Consider the following 17,320-nt stretch of genomic DNA (forward strand, 5'->3'; position numbering starts at 1 on the left):
ATGAAAAGGACCACACTCATAAAATGGGGCGCAATTGCAGCAATAGTTATCTTTCTCATATGGTTTAATCAGCAGTACTTGAATATTGAACCACAAAAAATACGCGATTGGATTCTATCCTTTGGATTGTTTTCTCCTTTTATCTATATCATTTTATATACATTTCGACCAATCATTCTTTTTCCTGCATCTGTTCTTTCTTTAGCCGGCGGACTTGCATTTGGACCCGTCTATGGAACTATTTATACGATCATTGGAGCTACTTTAGCAGCAACTGTTGCGTTTTTCTTGGCTAGAAAGCTAGGAAAGAATCTAGCGAACAAGAGATGGAAGGGAAAAGGGGAAACCATTCAACAACAGTTGAGTAAGAATGGGTTTGTATATGTATTGTTATTAAGATTAATTCCCCTATTTAATTTTGATATGATTAGTTATTTAGCAGGGGTATCCAAAGTGAAATATATTCATTTTGCTGTTGGAACGATGATTGGAATCATCCCTGGTACGTTTGCCTACAATTTTCTCGGTGCAAGTATTGTAGGAGCTACAACGGGAAAGCTGGTTATAGCAATCATCCTATTTATCGTTGTTGCGTTAGCTCCCCTAATACTTAGCAAAAAATTACGAGAAAAGCTAGGATTATCAAAAGAAAAGAGGGATTAAGCGTTGTTAGACACACATGGACGAAAATTTGTACAACCTATCATTCATAAAACAGCTACTCATTTATTACGTATGGGACTCACTGCGAATCAGGTAACGATTATGGCATTTTTCACAGGAATTTCATCTGGAATTTGGTTTTTTTATAACCAGCCTATTCTGGCAGTCATCTTCCTTTGGCTTTCCGGTTACTTGGATGCTGTGGATGGTTCGATGGCACGAATGACAAAGCCATCTCCGTGGGGGACCGTTATGGATGTGACGTTTGATCGTTTAGTTGAAATAAGTGTGATTCTAGGGATTGCTTTCCTATACCCTGAACTTCAATGGGCCCTTTTGCTTTTAAGTGTTTCCATCATCTTTTCGATTACGATTTTTCTAACAGTTGGTGCAGTTTCAGAAAAGCAGGGTATGAAATCTTTTTATTACCAAGCTGGAGTAGCTGAACGAACAGAAGGATTCATTTTCTTGACGCTTATGATGCTAGTCGAGCCATTCCGATTAGAAATCACCCTTATTTTTGTAGCTGTTGAGATCTTTACGGGCATCCAAAGAATGTTAGAAGCAAGAAAACTACTAAAGGATGTGAACTAAATGAAAACGTATGACTTAATTGTCATTGGAGGAGGCGCAGGGGGATTAACAGTTGCTGCAGGAGCGAGTTCTCTAGGAGCGAAGGTAGCTCTAATTGAAAAGGAACAACAGCCAGGAGGAGATTGCCTTCATTACGGATGTGTTCCTTCAAAAACGCTGATTTCCATTGCCAATCGAATCTACAATATGAGGTCCGCTTCATCCTATGGCTTACATGCTACTGGAACGATCCGAATGACGGAAGTAAAAGAGAGAATCCAAGAAGTCATTTCCCATATTCAAGTTCATGATGACGCGGATCGTTTTCGAAAGCTTGGAGTAGATATTTATATTGGAAAGGGCAATTTTTTGAATGAGCATGAAGTAGAGATTCAAGGAAACGAAACCATCTACGGAAAGAGAATGGTCCTTTCTACTGGATCTAGGCCATTTATACCGAATATAGAAGGGCTACAAGAAAGTGGTTTTTTAACGAACGAAACGATATTTGACTTAGAATCCTTGCCAAAAAAGCTCGCTGTAATTGGAGGAGGACCAATAGGAATCGAACTTGCTCAAGCTTTCTCAAGACTTGGAAGTGAAGTGACTGTATTTGAGCGAGGAAAGACGATTTTACCGAAGGAAGATAAGGAAATTCGCGAAAGAGCGTTTGAATTCCTCTCAAAGGAAATGCATTTTTCCTTCGAAGCGAGTGTCACTCGGATCAAGGAAGAAAACGGGCAAAAGCAAATGACTGTCATGATCGATGGGACAGAAGAGGAATTGGTTGTAGATGCGATCTTACTTGCAACTGGACGGATACCGAACTCTGATCAGCTTGAGCTAAAGAATGCAGGAATCCATGTGGATCAACAGGGCTACATCCCTGTTAATGAGAGGCTACAAACAAACGTATCACATATTTACGCAATCGGAGATGTCAATGGGACACTTCCTTTTACACATGTCGCAGGCCTTGAAGGCAAACTAGTAGTCCAAAATGCCGTACTTGGTTTAAGAAGAAAGATACAATATTCGGAAGTTCCTTGGGTAACGTACACAACACCTGAAATCTTTCATTTAGGGGAGACTGAAGAAGAGCTTAAAGACAAAAACCAGCCCCACCTTGTATACCAAACTTCACTCTCAGAAGTAGACCGGTTTGTAGCAGATGGGGAAACAGAAGGATTGGTCAAAATTCTGACAGATCAAAAAGGCAGAATTATTGGTGCCCATGCAATTGGAAAGGGAGCGGGTGATTGGATGCAAACGGTAGTGCTTGCGATGAAGGAAAAAAAGAAAATAGGAGACCTATCACAAATGGTTTATCCGTATCCGAATCATGCTGCAGCTATCCAAAGAACAGCGGATTCCTACTGGAGAGAAAAGCTCTTTCAAGGATGGATTCCGAGATTGATAAAGAAATATATTCAAACATTTAGATAAGAAAAAGCGGACAATAGGTCCGCTTTAAATTTCTTGAATCATTTCTTTCGCTTTTTCTACATTTACGGAAAGTTTGAGGCCTTTCTTTATATAGCCATCCTTCTTTAACTGACTAATGATCGAGCTAGTCGTTTCCCGAGTAGAACCAATCATGTTCGCCATATCTTGATGGGTAAGCTTCATATCGATGGTTTGCCATTCATTCTTACGTTTTCCTGTTTTTTCACTCAGTTTTAGAAGGAGATAGAGTACGCGGTATTTTACATCACTTAACGCAATTTTTTCACTAAAAGAATACAATTCCTTTAATCTTGTTGAAAGAATATTGATTAACTTAATCGCCATTTTCGGATTTTTTTCGAGAAATGCTTCAAACCGCTCCTTTCCTATCACACAAAGATAGGTGTCTGTCATGGCTTCCACATAGATTTGATCATCAGTTAAAGAAAGTGTAGAAGTTTCACCAAATATATTGCCATCTACTAGTATATCAACCGTAAATTCTTTGCCGTTTTCATTGATTCTGAATAATCTAACCTGTCCTTTTTTCAATAGAAATAGCGCTGGGATTTGATGAGTGGGTGATAAAATGATGGTCCCTTTTTTTACAGGTTTCATTTCACTCATTGCATCAATTTTTTGGAGATCATCCATTGGTAATTCATCAAACAAGCTAATTTGGGATAATAAAAACAATTTATCCATCGTATTCCTCCAGATTTCCTTCGCTTCGACTTCTTTCTAAGTATAAAGGGAAACTTAAAAGGAATCCATTTTACTGTTTTATCAAATCTGAGATCATAAAGGGGGCTAGAGGATGGAAGCCACATTATACACGATTAACGGTTGTGAAATTTGCGTTCAAGCTCGTAATCATTTAGAAAGATTACACCTAAGCTATCAAGAAATAAATATTCTCGAAGAACCAAATTCGGTTACTACCCTTATTGATCGTTTGGGTGAAGTGATCACACCGGTATTGATTATTAAAAACCAAACAATAATTGGGAAGGATATATTAAACCTTCAAACATAGAGGAGCTATGATAATGGATCAATTGCAACAGGCTTTAAACGTTATGAAAAAGCAAAAACAAGAAATGGATCAATTTTTACAAGCTGCACGCGAGATGGTCGAGCAATCAAACGGACTATCACAAATTTCGAATACTATTCATCAACAGGTAAGTGAGGCTTCTTTTCATGCAGAAAAGGGAATGAAAAGGATTGCAGGAACAGTAATTGAGATGGAAAACATCCATCACTCTTCAAACCATTTATATGATAAAGTAGATACACTTTCACAGCTCTCACAACAGTTAATTGAAATCATTCGACTCTTACAAGCTATTTCTTCACAGACGAATCTATTAGCTCTCAATGCCTCAATTGAAGCAGCACGTGCAGGAGCAGCTGGAAGAGGATTTGACGTGGTTGCTAAAGAGGTTCGAAAGCTATCTGAGGAAAGCGGCCAAGCAACGAAACAGGCTCAAGCATCAATTGACCATATTATTAAAGAAATAAACGTAATCAAAGGAATTTCCCAAGAAGAACAGGAGAGAGTTAAAATTGGGATTAACAGTGTAAATGAGACAAGCCTTCTGTTTAACCAAATCTATCAATCCGTGTCAACTGTCAATAAGGAAAAGGAAGAATTGATAGGCAAGACAAGCCGAATAAATGAATCAAGCAAACAAGCGAATGATTTAAGTCAATCAATCGCCTTCAATCGGAAAACTATTGCTGAAGGCTTAGAGTCAGCCATACATGCACGTAATTAATAAGCCATAGGATGATAAGAGGAACAACGAGAAGTACGTATGGAGCGGGGCCCACACGGTTCACTGCAGTTCGCCTAGCATGCATACAAACGACTGGGGCATATAATGTAAAGCTCCACATGGCCACTATCACTACTATTCTTTCTGCTTCAGTAAAGCGCCGCAACAACATCAAACAAATAGAAAAGCTTAGGATTCCAACTATTATCGACTTACTTACGATTATCAACAAATGTTCAAATGGGAAGAATGTTAGTAAGTTACTTGTTTTATAAACGGTAAGAATAATAAATAGGTAGAGACCAATCGTACCGAGCTGATTCACTTGCTCGGTATTTTGCACAGGTTTTCTTTTCCTTACAAACCATCCCTAGCCAAATCCAATCATCATAGAAAATACAAAATCATAAAAGAAATAGCTTTTTACGATTTCGAACGTACTTGTTATACCTACAATTAGAATTGAAGTACCTAAAATGAAAAAACTATCAATAGATGTAGGCAGGACTAGTTTCTCAACCGCCGTTAATCTTTGAGTGGTTTTTCGATTGATAATCATAAAATAGACGGGAGTTAGAAAGAAAACAACAAGCAGTTGTAAATAGCCTATATGCAACGTGTTCCAAAGATGATTCGGATGGATGATCGTTCGTAAAACCTCTGTATTAAAGGCAAAAAATGGGTCATACTTGTTGGTTTTTATTTATCCGAGAGTTCCTTTTGTTTTGTTCATGAACGTTTGATCGATATGATTTTTGAGCCTCCAAGGAAATTTCCCGTGTGTTGAAAAATGACCATACGTTAATAATGCCTCTTGATCACCTGTAGAAAGGATTGCAAGAAACCTGCTCTGAGGCTTAAAAGGGGTAAAGCTCTTATCCTCTAACAAGGCTGAAATGTTATGAGCAAGAATGGGTCCTTGTCTGACAGCATATACTCCATTTTTGGGGAGGGCAGGGTGATTTATGAGTGTCGAACAATCCCCGACAGCGAATATATTTGAGTATCTTTTTGACTGAAGAAAATCATTCACCAGTAAAAACCCTCTATGATCGGTTTCTAGCTGCGAATGATAAAATACATTTGCTGCTGTTGGACCTGTGAGCCAAAGGATACCCGAATAAGGGATTTGTCGCTGATGATCAGTCACTAGGAAATCAGCCTGCTGTTGTATGACCTTTTCATTTTCAGTAAATGATAATCCTTTTTGACTGGCAATCTTTCGAATCTGATTTGAGGTACGTTCTCCATAGGAATGCAATAACGGTTGTGAACTAATTAATCTTACTTGTGATCCAGGCTGGTGTTTTCTTTTCCATGCATGTATGGAAAGAGCCAGCTCTACTCCAGAAGCTCCACCACCAACAATCACAGGCTTTTCTAAGGATCTGAATTGCTCAATATTCTTGGTGAAGAGGAAATTCGGCTTAACATCTATTATTTGAGTAGAAGTATGCTTATTTGTATAGCGAGACCCAATATTAAAAGAGAGGATATCAAATGACCATTGTTGACCAGAAAGTCCATAAGCCATTTTCTTATCGGGATCCACTTTGATTATTTCGTCTTCGTAGAATGAAATCGAAGAAAATTCAGCAAGCTTGCTAAGATCGATCCGAATATCGTTCTCTTGGTATAATCCTTCAGTATATCCTGAAAACATTCCTGAATAGTATTGATAGGTTGAAGGAGAGATTAATATTACTTCGATATCATTCCTTTTGTTATCTAACAGCATTCGGATAACAGTTAAATGGGCATGGCCGCCTCCAGCTAAAACAATTCGTTTCATATGTAAACAAACTCCTTATGTATATAGAGAAAACCAAGTGTGAGAACACCTGGTTTTCTCATTTCTTTAAAAGAATGTAGCCAAAAACTCTTGAACTTCTTCAGGAGTTTTCGCATTAGCGCTATGAAGGTGGCCAATCTTTTCCCCGTTTTTAAACACGAGCAAGCTAGGAATACCCATAACTTGATGACGTTCAGCTAGCTCTGATAATTCATCTTTGTTGATTTGTTGAAAGGGTATATTTGGAAGCTCTTCTAAAACAGAAGGTAGGTATATATCTAATCTCTTACAATCTGGGCACCAATCAGCAAAAAATTTAACCACTACAGGCTGATCACTTGCAATAAAGCGATCAAATTCAGTTATATCATGGATCGTTTTCATTTATATCTTCCTCCTTAAACTTATAAACCCATTATAGACACTTAGGAAGAGAAATACCGTAAGATAGCTTACAACAATTGAAGAAAGGGAGGAGGTGTAGTAAAAAGTACCGATGAACAGCGTGTTAATAAAGTTAATAATAATGAGAATTCTGAAAATTAACCAAATAAAAAATGGATGAAATGAACCATTAACAATTTTGCCCAGATATGTTTTGTATAACAATATCCATACAGAGTTATCTATGCAGCAAATTTTGGTGAAGTCAGATAAATGTGTATGTCATGAACCTAATATTATTTTTACTATAAATTGAGAAGTTAAACCTAAATAAATTAGTTAGGCAAACAGTTATCAGGTATTCATCGAAATTTTCCATTCTGTCTCATTTACTTAAGTATACTTAGTCATTGAGACTGGATTTCTGTCTCGTTTTATTACTTCCTATAATAGTTATTATGTAAACTAGGAAAAATGAAATTGGAATATATTACAATCCGTACATCCCCTTCCTTTTAACCCAGCCATTGTAACACCAAATCCATGAGATCTCATTCTAGTGGAATCTAAGATGATCATCCTAGATTCCCATGAGTAAATATATTACGTTGCCGTATGTAATTCTTGTAATTATCATTATTTAAATGTCATTGTATATTCGGCTTGGAATGTTTGGCTGACTTCCAGTGAATTCATCCCAAATTTTTCTTTTAAGTTTCCTGTTGTAGATTGTGTATCAGCGATGCCGTACCATGGTTCGATGCAAACAAACGGAGCAATTGTTCCATCTTCCTCTATATATTTTGACCAAATCCCTACAAATGGAAATTTTTCTAACAATACTGTTACACCGTGATTCGATTTACTTGATAAAAGTTCAACTTGATCGATGTTGCTGTAAATGAGGGCATCATTTGCAAATAGATCATTCGTAAGCTGGATCGTAGAAAAATCATGAACCATTCCTTTTTCATGAATGAACGAATTCTTTAGTTCATATTGAGTGACTTTCCCTGCCGGCGTTAAATGAACATGATAGTCCTCTACTCTTTCATTTTCTAAAAGCGGGATAAGAAATGCTGGATGCGCACCGATGGAAAAATACATCGTTTCATTGTTTTCATTCACAATTTCCCACTTCACAGTAAGTGAATCCTCTTGAAGGGTATAATGAATAATCGCTGTAAATTCATATGGGTACACGTCGGTATAACGTCCAGCTGATTGAAACTGAAACGAAATCTTTGTTGCTGTTTGATCATGAATAGTAAATTCAACGTCGCGCAAAAATCCGTGCTGTGACATTTCATATGTTTGACCATCAAGTTCATAACGATTTTCCTTTAAACGTCCAACAATCGGAAACAATACCGGTGAGACGCGTCCCCAGTAGGCACTGTCACCCGTCCACATATAGTCGAGACCATTTTTCTTATGTGCAACTTTCCTCACTTCTGCCCCGCTGCTTGAAAATTCAACTTGTAACCAATCATTTTCCATTAGAATCATCTTCTATCCCTCATCTCTCAAGTAATACGTCCTGCTTATTATATAAAAAGAATCCTTTATCCTCGTAATCTTAAATTTATTCATCTCATAAATCAATTAATTGATATTTGAAGATTATTAAGATGAACAAGCAAATTCATACCACGCACTCACATGGAGTGCGACGAAAAAGCCAATGCCGATAAGCTTGCTGCTGAATTATTTCAATCCACGCACTCACATGGAGTGCGACGCTCAATGATTCGATCCGCAAACAATGCAGCCATATTTCAATCCACGCACTCACATGGAGTGCGACATGATGGACGAATAAGTTTTATACACGATTCTTATATTTCAATCCACGCACTCACATGGAGTGCGACAGTCAAAAGCATCTTTAATATTCTTCAATCGATTATAATTTCAATCCACGCACTCACATGGAGTGCGACTGAAGTCCGCTTCTGATTCTCCTTGTTGATTTTTATTTCAATCCACGCACTCACATGGAGTGCGACCTTGTTTAATTAGTTCTGGCATTAATACTTTAGGATTTCAATCCACGCACTCACATGGAGTGCGACCCGCCTGCCAGGTCTTCGATCTGCGTTATAGAAATTTCAATCCACGCACTCACATGGAGTGCGACAAATGCGTTTCTTTCCAATATTAATCATTAGAGATTTCAATCCACGCACTCACATGGAGTGCGACATTATAGGTGCAAGTAGACTAATTAATCCCATACTTATTTCAATCCACGCACTCACATGGAGTGCGACAATTGTTCCCCTTAAAGTCAGATGTTTGTATTAAATTTCAATCCACGCACTCACATGGAGTGCGACGTATTTGGTTCATCCTCTTTATCAAACCAATCTGATTTCAATCCACGCACTCACATGGAGTGCGACAGCGATTTTTGACCAAAATAAGCTAAAATTACGCATTTTCCGATCAAAAATCTGCTATTTTCTTTATTGGAATAAAGAACACTACAATAATTAGAAAAAAATGGGTGGATAAATGGTAAAATCCAGGTGCGAATGTGCCTGAGAATTTATGTGTGCTTTATATTCGCACTAATAAATTAAAGGACCTTCTAAATCTACTGATTCTTTTACACCAACGTGTTCTACTTTTGTCTTATAATTGTTGCCTAGTTGATAAAATCTAAGACTGTCTTGCGTAGGATCAATAATGTCTTCTAGTTTCATTTTTAATGCAGCAAATTGTGCTGCATCTACTACACATTCAAACACCGAGTTTTGAACTCGTTGGCCGTGATTTTGACATGTTTTCGCGACTTTTCTAAGTCTCTTTTGCCCTCCATTACTTACAGTGCTTACATCGTACGTAATTAACACTAACAAATATGTGCACCTACTTCCATAGGAATGGTGGATACTCGTCTAAATCATTGCGCAAATGACGAGCGAGCAATAACGCTTGGACATGTGGTACTAAGCCCCAAGCTATTTTTTCACCTAAATACGGATGGGTTATCTTTTCTTGTTTTTTATTCTGCCATGCGTTTAAAAATTTCTTTCTTCCTTCATCTGTCATAATAACAGCCCCATTTTCTTTCATTAGAAAATCGCCCTTATTTATAACTTTTTTATTAATGAGTGACAAAACAAACTTATCTGCATAGACTCCGCGAAGTTCTTCCATAGCATCTAACGCTAACGACACTCTTCCTGGTCGATCTCGATGTAAAAACCCAACATATGCATCGAGTCCAACGCCTTCTAAAGCGGATGCCATATCGTTTGCTAGTAACGTATATGCAAATGACAGCATTGCATTGACATGATCTAACGGCGGTCTACGTGAACGAGAATGGAAATAAAAATCGTCTTTTTGCTGTAAGATCATTTGGTTAAACAAGCTATTGTAGCTAATAGCCGCTTGCCCCTCTAATCCTCTTAATCTTTCTAAATCCTTACACTCTCTTACTGCTTTAATGATAGATGATAGGTGCTGAGAAATTTCCTTGAACTGAATGACATCTATTCGTAATGGGTAATCTCGTGTCATTCTCTCAATCATCCATTTATTATTATAAATTTTACCAATAATAAAGTTACGTGCAATTTTCGCTGATAACACTTCATCATCTGAAATACGATATTGTTTCTTTCTCAAAACTACATTTCCCTTGCTTTTCCCACTCACTCTTGCCAGAAACCTTCCACTCATCGTTAAAAAGATTAATGAAATATTTCTCTCTGCACAATAACCCATAAGTGCAGGGCTGGCACCTGTATAGCCAAAGGACACAATGGACTCCAAATTGTGAAGCGGTAATCTTCCCATCTTCTCCTGTTCTTTAAGCAGAACAATATTGTCTCCATCTAATGACAAATAAACATCTTGTTGAGTGATAAATAACGTATTTAGAAGCTTTTTCATTCATTAATCTTCCCTTCAATATAACTTTTTACCGACCTCTTATTCATGAGCTTAGGTAAGCAAATATGTTGAAGGGAACAACTATGACAAAATGCTCCTGTTTTTACTTTAGGTGTGTATTTTCGACTATAATAATCGAGCATCTCTGTAACAACCGATCTCACTTTGTTTTTATACTCAGCGGTTAGTGGAATCTCCACTCGATGCTTTATCTCGTTATAAAACATATAACCAACGTTTATATCGCAAAGCAGCATCTCCTCTAAACACATAGCTTGTGCAGTTAGTTGTAAAACGTCTGCATCGTCCTTTTTTGGTTTACCTCGTTTGTACTCGACTGGATATGCAGTATATTTCCCTTCCGAACCCGCTATTTCAACACCATTTTCATCCTTAATAAACTCCACTACATCACAAATTCCCGTAATGTTAAGCTTATTTGATTTTACAGGCATCCCACGAACAATGAGTTTATTGCCGCGCTTCTCTCTAGTAAATGGTTGGTCAGCTTTACGATGAAGATGTTGCCCTTCAACCGTTTTGACGTTTTCTTCCCATTGCTGTTCAATATGGATAAGCGCCCATTGGCGTTTACAAAATTGAAAGTGCTGAATGCCAGACAGCATAAGATAGCTGTCCTCATCATTATAGTCCATCAATCACCTCAGCTTTTAACCCATCCAATTCGTGGACTTCAATAGAATAGTCATCGATTGTTTTTGGTTCATCCACTCTTTTCTCAATAGTTAACAAGCGATGAACTTTTGCAGAAGAATATTGACCTAACTTTGAATTATGCTCCCACCAGCACACTTTATGTACTTCCATGCTTCCTTCTGGCCTAGCAGATGATGCATCATTTTCGAATAAAGTAATAAGCGCTTGCTTAATCTTTTCCGCATCTTCATTTGTAAAGCCGGTTTTTTCTGCTAGTTGAGTGTTGATGCTTCCGTAAAATACATAAACCCCAAAGTCGACACGATGTTTCATTCCCATTGTATCTGATCCTTTCTCTTTCCCAGGCTCAGAATTCACGCTTTTTGTAATTTGCATACTTGTAATGTCAATTGGATCTACACTCGTTGCCGTATGAATGGAAACCGGGCCTCTTACTCCAGTAGAGACACCTTTTTCCGTACCACCTTTAAATGCAAAGACTTGTCCAAAACTTCTTACGTCTATCCATGCCTTACATGCGGATGTAGCAAACATTTCTTTAGGATTTTCTTTTGATTTTAGTGCTTTTACTAACTCTTCATTTGCTTCTGCTCTTTCTCTTAAGCTATTGAATGGATCGTTTTTTCTGTCATTTGATTGGACAAATATAGATTCGCCCATATCTTGGAGTCGATTTCTAATTTTACGCTTAATAGCTACGTCAGAAATTTCACCATGACCATCATAATTTTGTCTCGGACGATTTCCATTTAAAGGGTCCCCGTTTGCATTAGCCTTTGTTACCGATAAAATAACGGCAAAATCGATTTTATGATCTAGACTTGTCATACTAAATTCTCCTCCCCAGTATCTATTGCTTGATCTACTGACTCACTTTTATTCTTTTTTTGATACAACTCATGACGCTGACTATAGAATCCCAACAAATATTTTCCGGATAATGGTTTGTTATTAAATTCTTCCACCGTAAACTTTGACGCCACTTCATCGATTAATTTAGATAAATAGGTTGCTTTCGTTCCGAGTCGTGCCTGATATGGCTGTAAAGACGCTTGAATCGTATTCCATGTTCTTTCAGGATGCTTGGAAAATGAATTCATATAACGGATTGCATTCGTAGCCCGTGTTTCTTTAATATCTAAAGCACTTCTTTCTAACACATCCGCGATGGCCAATAATCGACCAAATAAATAATCACGGTCGTTATTATCTTTATCTAACGGCACCTTGTATCCCTCCTGTTTATTGATTAATGCACATGCAATGCTTAGTGTTTTTTCCCATTCCCACCTTTCCATCGACACAGGATTAGATGCACGTTCACGAGCACTTCGGACAATGTCAAATGGAATGTTCCTTCCATCTACAATACAAGGTAACATACGTTCCATTAAACCTTTGACCACTTTCTCATTTGCGTTTGGCCCATATGCAGCAAACGCAATATCTCTCGTTGATGGGGCTCCGAAAAATTTAACAAATTCATTATTTTCATCTTTACGATAGCGATGTTCCCAAACACACGAAGAATGCCAGTTTTTTAATCTATTTAAATACAAGTCTTTCTGTATATTACGATAATACAAAACAGCTAACCTTCCTGTTGTTGCAGAATCAAGAATAAGGATATTTACGTCAGCCTTGGTCGTTAAGTTGTTTTTATATCCATCGATTGCTTTAGCCAATTTAATTGCAAATTCATCGTTCGTATAAGATGTTATTTCCCTCTTCTCAGTTCCAATCTCATTTAGTGAATAAATATCATAACTATCTTCTACAGTATCAGGAATATCTTCTGCATCATTTCCCCAAACAAGAAAAACGCGTTGATCTACCATCTTTCCTTGCTTGTTAATGAGCCATTTTAACGCATTGTGTGCTTTTTGAGATACATCATAACTAATTTTTGCTACCTCATCTGCTTTATTAAATCGCCCTCTAAATGTAAAGCCGCTCGTATCATTAGAGGATATCAACTTCGCCTTATCTCCAGCATTTCTAATTTTATTTGCATGCTTATCTGTACTTGGCATCACTTGGCCTGTTACATAGCAATAATCCTCATCGCTTAAATAATCTTGATAAAATTTGATAAATGATTCATACATTTCCTTATCTTTCCATACTTTTATCAAAATTTTGTCTGAGGACACCACATTGAATCTGACAAACGCACTTTCTTGACTGCCAGTAACTGCCGAAAAAATTGACGGTTTTTCACCAAGAAAAGACTCGGCTTTTTTATCCCACGTATCTATTAATTTCCCATTAGCATCTACATGTAAAATTCCTGCAGTGACTAAATCGGATATCAACTTACGCTTTTTTAAATAACAGTAGATGCTTTTCACCTTAGCAGTAGCATTTGAAGATTCAGCCCATTCTTTCAATTGGCTTATGTAGTATGAAAAAGGTTCTTCTTTTTTTATCGCTCCTCCATATGCTACAAAATCTCCTGCTACATAGCTAAGTTTGTCATGAAGGGGATACGGGGCAATTTTAGAACCAGCTCGATTTGCTGAATCCTCGGTACAAGGAATTAACGTGTTCGCATCACTTTTATCAAGGATTGTCGCTGAGTGAAATTCACCATCTTCTGTAATTGAAACTTCGATATGTGCCGTCTGAGTAGTATGAGAAATAGGCAACAACGTATATTCCTGACCATTGTATTTCTTTTTAATCTGGCCTACCTGATCCAAATTTGATTCATACGTTTCGTACAAATTCAATAGCCAGCTCATTTAATTACCTCCATTTCCATTTTTTCGAAGAGTTCATCGGCTGTTTCAATGTTTGAATGATCGAAGTGTTTCGGTTCCATATCTGAAATTTTGCGCACATGAGTACACTCATCCGGTCGAATAAATCGGATAACCCCGTTTTTCATAACTGGATTCCAAAGACGCACTTCCATTGCATTCCTTCCTGTCTCATCAGGATAGTTAATCCCATGGACCATTGTCCCTAAATGCAGATCCCCGTAATGATCATAAAAACTCTCTCCTTCTCCAAATACACAAGGCTCTACATATCCTTGGCATTCTCTCGCTCCGAGGAAGATATCTCTACGGCCCCCTACTTTAAGAGAGCGGTTTAAAATGTTGTGATGTTTATGCTCGTTACGATCAAAAGCTAGATCAGGACGATAAGGATTAAATATAAAATGAGCTCTTACTTGATAGTGGACATCTTTCAAATATGTATAATTAGCAAGGGTGTTCTTACCACCATATTCAATCGGCCGGACTCCTTTTGACTCCATCTTAATAGGCTTCATAACACGCAATTCATCTACAATCATTAGAAGAGTAGGTTTCCAATAAATGCTCTCCACAATCCCTTTTAGTGCTTGATAAGTTGGCACCTGATAGGTCATTTTCTCTCCACCTAATTTCATAAGAGGATCTGTAAATAAAGCGTAGTTACCAAATAATTCGAATTCAATAGCATTCCTCATTAATTCCACCCCCTTACTTTTATGGGTTATTTTTCAAATAAATCGTACCTTTTTCCTATGAAATTATCAAGGTCGTTTATTGTGAAATATAGGTGAACATCCCATCTAGAATCTCTTCTATCACTTTGTATTACTCTGAAAATTCAATCATGTTAAAAAACTATTTTAAAATATGACTGATTGAAAACCGCTTTCGTTTTTGATATCCAAACCATATTCGTCACTATATGCCCCTTCCTTCAAAGCCATCACTTTTCCTTCAAGATAGTATATCAATCCGTCATTTTTAATTAATTGATCTTTTTCATGTGTAAATATGTTAACCGAATATTGCTGAGCCTTTCGCAACAAATAGTCAAGATCTTCAATGGAACGACTGCCATTTAATTCAGCAATGATCTCTTTTCCTTCGCCATACGTCACAATGACCGAAGATGTTACATCGTCAATGACATGGAAATATTCAGCTGCAGTTTTATAACTGTTTATCAGAAACAGCGGTAGATGCTTTTTCTCGTTATGAATATAAGCCTTGTAGTAACTAGATTTTGATTTTGCAGCCGTCAATAATTCCGTCATCTCTTTTTTTATTTTTGGGATAAAATAATGTAAATTTGTTTCAAACTCTGTGTAATACTCTTTAAAATATCGGTCCATCGCTTGTTGTGATAATATATCACCTCCGTGTTCCTTTTTATTACGCTTCAAATCCACTAAAATTCTTTTCGTCACTTCCTTTCCAACTTTAATCTCTTTTAAGTGACTGATGTTCTCCTCCTCATGATCGATTACATACACATGTTGTAATCCTTTTTCACCGTGACGATTGCACCGTCCTGCCGCTTGCGCAATTGAGTCTAGCCCCGCTAAAGACCTAATGACGCATTCAAAGCTCACATCTACCCCTGCTTCAATTAATTGGGTGCTAATACAAATGATTTGATTGCCTTCTTTCAGATGGTGTCTGATTTCAGCTAAAATGCCATTTCGATGGGCGGCACACATGGATGTACTCAAATGGTAAACCGGTATACTCTGTTCATTAGTTTGTAACCGTGTATACAAATCTCTTACTACCGACTTTGTATTTAATATAACTAGGACACTCTGAACCACTTGAATCTTTAAATTGATAAAATCTGTAAGTCTATCATTCGTAAATGTTTCATTTGTTGCTTTATCAATAATTTCTACTCGTTTAAACGCCTTAATCACACGGTCTAAGTTATTAATCATTTCGGCATCTGCATTAACGTCTAATTTATGCTCGACAAAATCTAATGCTGGCTGAGTAGCGGTACATAGAACCATACTGGAACGGCCATGTAGCTTTAGAAAATTTAATGCCTGATTAAATAAAGATACACAAGGAATAGGTACCTTCTGAACTTCATCAAAAATGAGCACTGATTCACTTAAATTATGAAGCCTTCTAATGTTGCGGCTTCCTTTTGCGTAAAAGACATTTAAAAACTGTACCATTGTCGTAAAGATAATCGGAGCATCCCAATTATCTTTCGCTAGCTTTAATTTTTGTTGTATATTTATCATGCCATCTTGATTTTCATCATGATCATTCATATCATCAATAACGTTTGAGTGATGCTCTAAAATATGAGCTTCATCCTTAAGTATTTTTCGAACTTCCTCTGCGTTTTGCTCAATGATCGTAGTGTAGGGGACAACGTAAATAATTCGTTTTTTATGATGAAGTTTAGCGTGTTTTAGTGCGTATCGTAAGCTTGCCAATGTTTTACCGCCACCAGTAGGTATTGATAATGTATAAATTCCTGATGGATTCGCGGCAAATTGATCGCACTGATTTGACATTTCTTTTCTTAAAAGATTAATAGGTGTTGTTGCATTAAATGCGTTGATTTTTGACATGAGTCTTTCGTAGTATGTATGAAATCGTTGTATTGGATCACTAGATACTTCGTCTTTTTTGTTTTCTTCAAATCTTCTCGTATTTGTTCGATCTGCATCAATTAATGCACTAAAAATAAATTTGGTTAGGAACATAAGTTGTTTTTCATTATGTTCTGGTGCTTCTTTTGCTAAAAAGGTTTCTAGTTCTCTCGCAGCTTTGTCAACATAACGATGAAATTCATCCTCATTCATGACACATTCAAAAAAACATTGCTTTGCATGTTCAAATCCATCTAGTTTTTTATCTCTTACTCTATTTAAATAATTCGATTCTAGATCTGGATTTAAAAAATCTTGAAGATACGCATGGTGAGAAATAATTGCATTTCCAACAACTTCAGCTACTATTCCTTTATGTTTATCGCGAGAGATACTTTCCTTTGTATGAAAAAGCTCATATAGAAGTTTCCCTCCTGCTGTCGAATGATCAACACTTCCTCTTTTAGGCGGGGTATCAGGATTTGCAACTGCTTCTATTATGTATTCTCTAAACTCATCCGTATACTTGCCAAGATCATGAAGCATACCCGCAAGGCCAGCTAAATGTTTGACGCCAATTTTTTCTCCATACATTTCTGCAAGTTCTTTTACTTCTATTAAATGTTGTTCAACGGTCTGTATCTGTCTGTCACTCCCGCGAATATGAGCAATATAACTCATCCAACCCTCTCCTTTTTACGAAAATTGACACAATAAATTAACAGTATA

General features: G+C 37.1%; 17 protein-coding genes and 1 CRISPR repeat array. Of the genes, 5 read left to right on the plus strand and 12 right to left on the minus strand.

Annotation, left to right across the window (positions count from 1 at the left end):
* The 3 genes from LS684_RS10600 to LS684_RS10610 are packed head-to-tail and all read left to right on the plus strand — an operon-like array spanning position 1 to position 2,682.
* The gene (locus LS684_RS10600) at positions 1–663 is read left to right on the plus strand and encodes a TVP38/TMEM64 family protein (RefSeq protein ID WP_233805870.1); all 663 of its coding nucleotides are present in this window, start codon (positions 1–3) and stop codon (positions 661–663) included.
* Between the two features lie 3 nt (positions 664–666).
* Entirely contained in the window at positions 667–1,257 is a 591-nt protein-coding gene (locus LS684_RS10605; RefSeq protein ID WP_233805871.1) for a CDP-alcohol phosphatidyltransferase family protein, read from the plus strand.
* Complete coding sequence (locus LS684_RS10610; RefSeq protein WP_233805872.1) at positions 1,258–2,682, plus strand: dihydrolipoyl dehydrogenase family protein; 1,425 nt, start codon at positions 1,258–1,260, stop codon at positions 2,680–2,682.
* 24 nt (positions 2,683–2,706) lie between these two features.
* On the opposite strand, the gene LS684_RS10615 is transcribed toward LS684_RS10610, so the two are convergent.
* On the minus strand, positions 2,707–3,387 hold the full coding sequence (locus LS684_RS10615) for a Crp/Fnr family transcriptional regulator (protein ID WP_233805873.1): 681 nt from the start codon (positions 3,385–3,387) through the stop codon (positions 2,707–2,709).
* A gap of 112 nt (positions 3,388–3,499) precedes the next feature.
* Here LS684_RS10615 and LS684_RS10620 point away from each other — a divergent pair, with 112 nt between their 5' ends.
* Both LS684_RS10620 and LS684_RS10625 read left to right on the plus strand, forming a co-directional pair.
* Positions 3,500–3,718 carry a glutaredoxin family protein gene (locus LS684_RS10620; protein WP_233805874.1) on the plus strand — a complete coding sequence of 73 codons (219 nt, stop codon included), beginning with the start codon at positions 3,500–3,502 and terminating at the stop codon, positions 3,716–3,718.
* A 13-nt stretch (positions 3,719–3,731) separates the two neighbouring features.
* The gene (locus LS684_RS10625) at positions 3,732–4,463 is read left to right on the plus strand and encodes a methyl-accepting chemotaxis protein (protein WP_233805875.1); all 732 of its coding nucleotides are present in this window, start codon (positions 3,732–3,734) and stop codon (positions 4,461–4,463) included.
* Here LS684_RS10625 and LS684_RS10630 read toward each other — a convergent pair.
* The 11 genes from LS684_RS10630 to cas3 form a co-directional block, all read right to left on the minus strand.
* Positions 4,420–4,806 (minus strand): hypothetical protein, encoded by a 387-nt coding sequence (locus LS684_RS10630; protein ID WP_233805876.1) that lies wholly within the window; start codon positions 4,804–4,806, stop codon positions 4,420–4,422. The two genes, LS684_RS10625 and LS684_RS10630, sit on opposite strands and share 44 nt — an antisense overlap.
* Positions 4,807–5,166: 360 nt before the next feature.
* Positions 5,167–6,255 carry an FAD-dependent oxidoreductase gene (locus tag LS684_RS10635; RefSeq protein ID WP_233805877.1) on the minus strand — a complete coding sequence of 363 codons (1,089 nt, stop codon included), beginning with the start codon at positions 6,253–6,255 and terminating at the stop codon, positions 5,167–5,169.
* A 66-nt stretch (positions 6,256–6,321) separates the two neighbouring features.
* Complete coding sequence (locus LS684_RS10640; RefSeq protein WP_233805879.1) at positions 6,322–6,639, minus strand: thioredoxin family protein; 318 nt, start codon at positions 6,637–6,639, stop codon at positions 6,322–6,324.
* 636 nt (positions 6,640–7,275) lie between these two features.
* Complete coding sequence (locus tag LS684_RS10645; protein ID WP_233805881.1) at positions 7,276–8,148, minus strand: aldose 1-epimerase family protein; 873 nt, start codon at positions 8,146–8,148, stop codon at positions 7,276–7,278.
* Positions 8,149–8,281: 133 nt separating this feature from the next.
* A CRISPR array of direct repeats spans positions 8,282–9,044; the repeat unit is 32 nt; unit sequence ATTTCAATCCACGCACTCACATGGAGTGCGAC.
* A 168-nt stretch (positions 9,045–9,212) separates the two neighbouring features.
* Positions 9,213–9,503 carry a CRISPR-associated endonuclease Cas2 gene (gene cas2 / locus LS684_RS10650; protein ID WP_233805883.1) on the minus strand — a complete coding sequence of 97 codons (291 nt, stop codon included), beginning with the start codon at positions 9,501–9,503 and terminating at the stop codon, positions 9,213–9,215.
* A gap of 10 nt (positions 9,504–9,513) precedes the next feature.
* On the minus strand, positions 9,514–10,545 hold the full coding sequence (cas1c, locus tag LS684_RS10655) for a type I-C CRISPR-associated endonuclease Cas1c (RefSeq protein ID WP_233805884.1): 1,032 nt from the start codon (positions 10,543–10,545) through the stop codon (positions 9,514–9,516).
* Complete coding sequence (cas4, locus tag LS684_RS10660) at positions 10,542–11,201, minus strand: CRISPR-associated protein Cas4 (protein WP_233805886.1); 660 nt, start codon at positions 11,199–11,201, stop codon at positions 10,542–10,544. The genes cas1c and cas4 overlap by 4 nt, the downstream gene beginning before the upstream one ends.
* Positions 11,191–12,051, minus strand: coding sequence for a type I-C CRISPR-associated protein Cas7/Csd2 (cas7c, locus tag LS684_RS10665; RefSeq protein ID WP_233805888.1), 861 nt, complete (start codon positions 12,049–12,051; stop codon positions 11,191–11,193). The genes cas4 and cas7c overlap by 11 nt, the downstream gene beginning before the upstream one ends.
* A complete protein-coding gene (gene cas8c / locus LS684_RS10670) occupies positions 12,048–13,967 on the minus strand; it encodes a type I-C CRISPR-associated protein Cas8c/Csd1 (protein WP_233805890.1) in 1,920 nt (639 codons plus the stop codon). The genes cas7c and cas8c overlap by 4 nt, the downstream gene beginning before the upstream one ends.
* Positions 13,964–14,683, minus strand: coding sequence for a type I-C CRISPR-associated protein Cas5c (gene cas5c / locus LS684_RS10675; RefSeq protein WP_233805892.1), 720 nt, complete (start codon positions 14,681–14,683; stop codon positions 13,964–13,966). Before cas5c ends, cas8c begins: the two co-directional genes overlap by 4 nt.
* A gap of 165 nt (positions 14,684–14,848) precedes the next feature.
* Complete coding sequence (gene cas3, locus LS684_RS10680; protein WP_233805894.1) at positions 14,849–17,272, minus strand: CRISPR-associated helicase Cas3'; 2,424 nt, start codon at positions 17,270–17,272, stop codon at positions 14,849–14,851.
* Between the last annotated feature and the right edge of the window lie 48 nt (positions 17,273–17,320).

The sequence above is a fragment of the Cytobacillus spongiae genome (genome assembly GCF_021390075.1).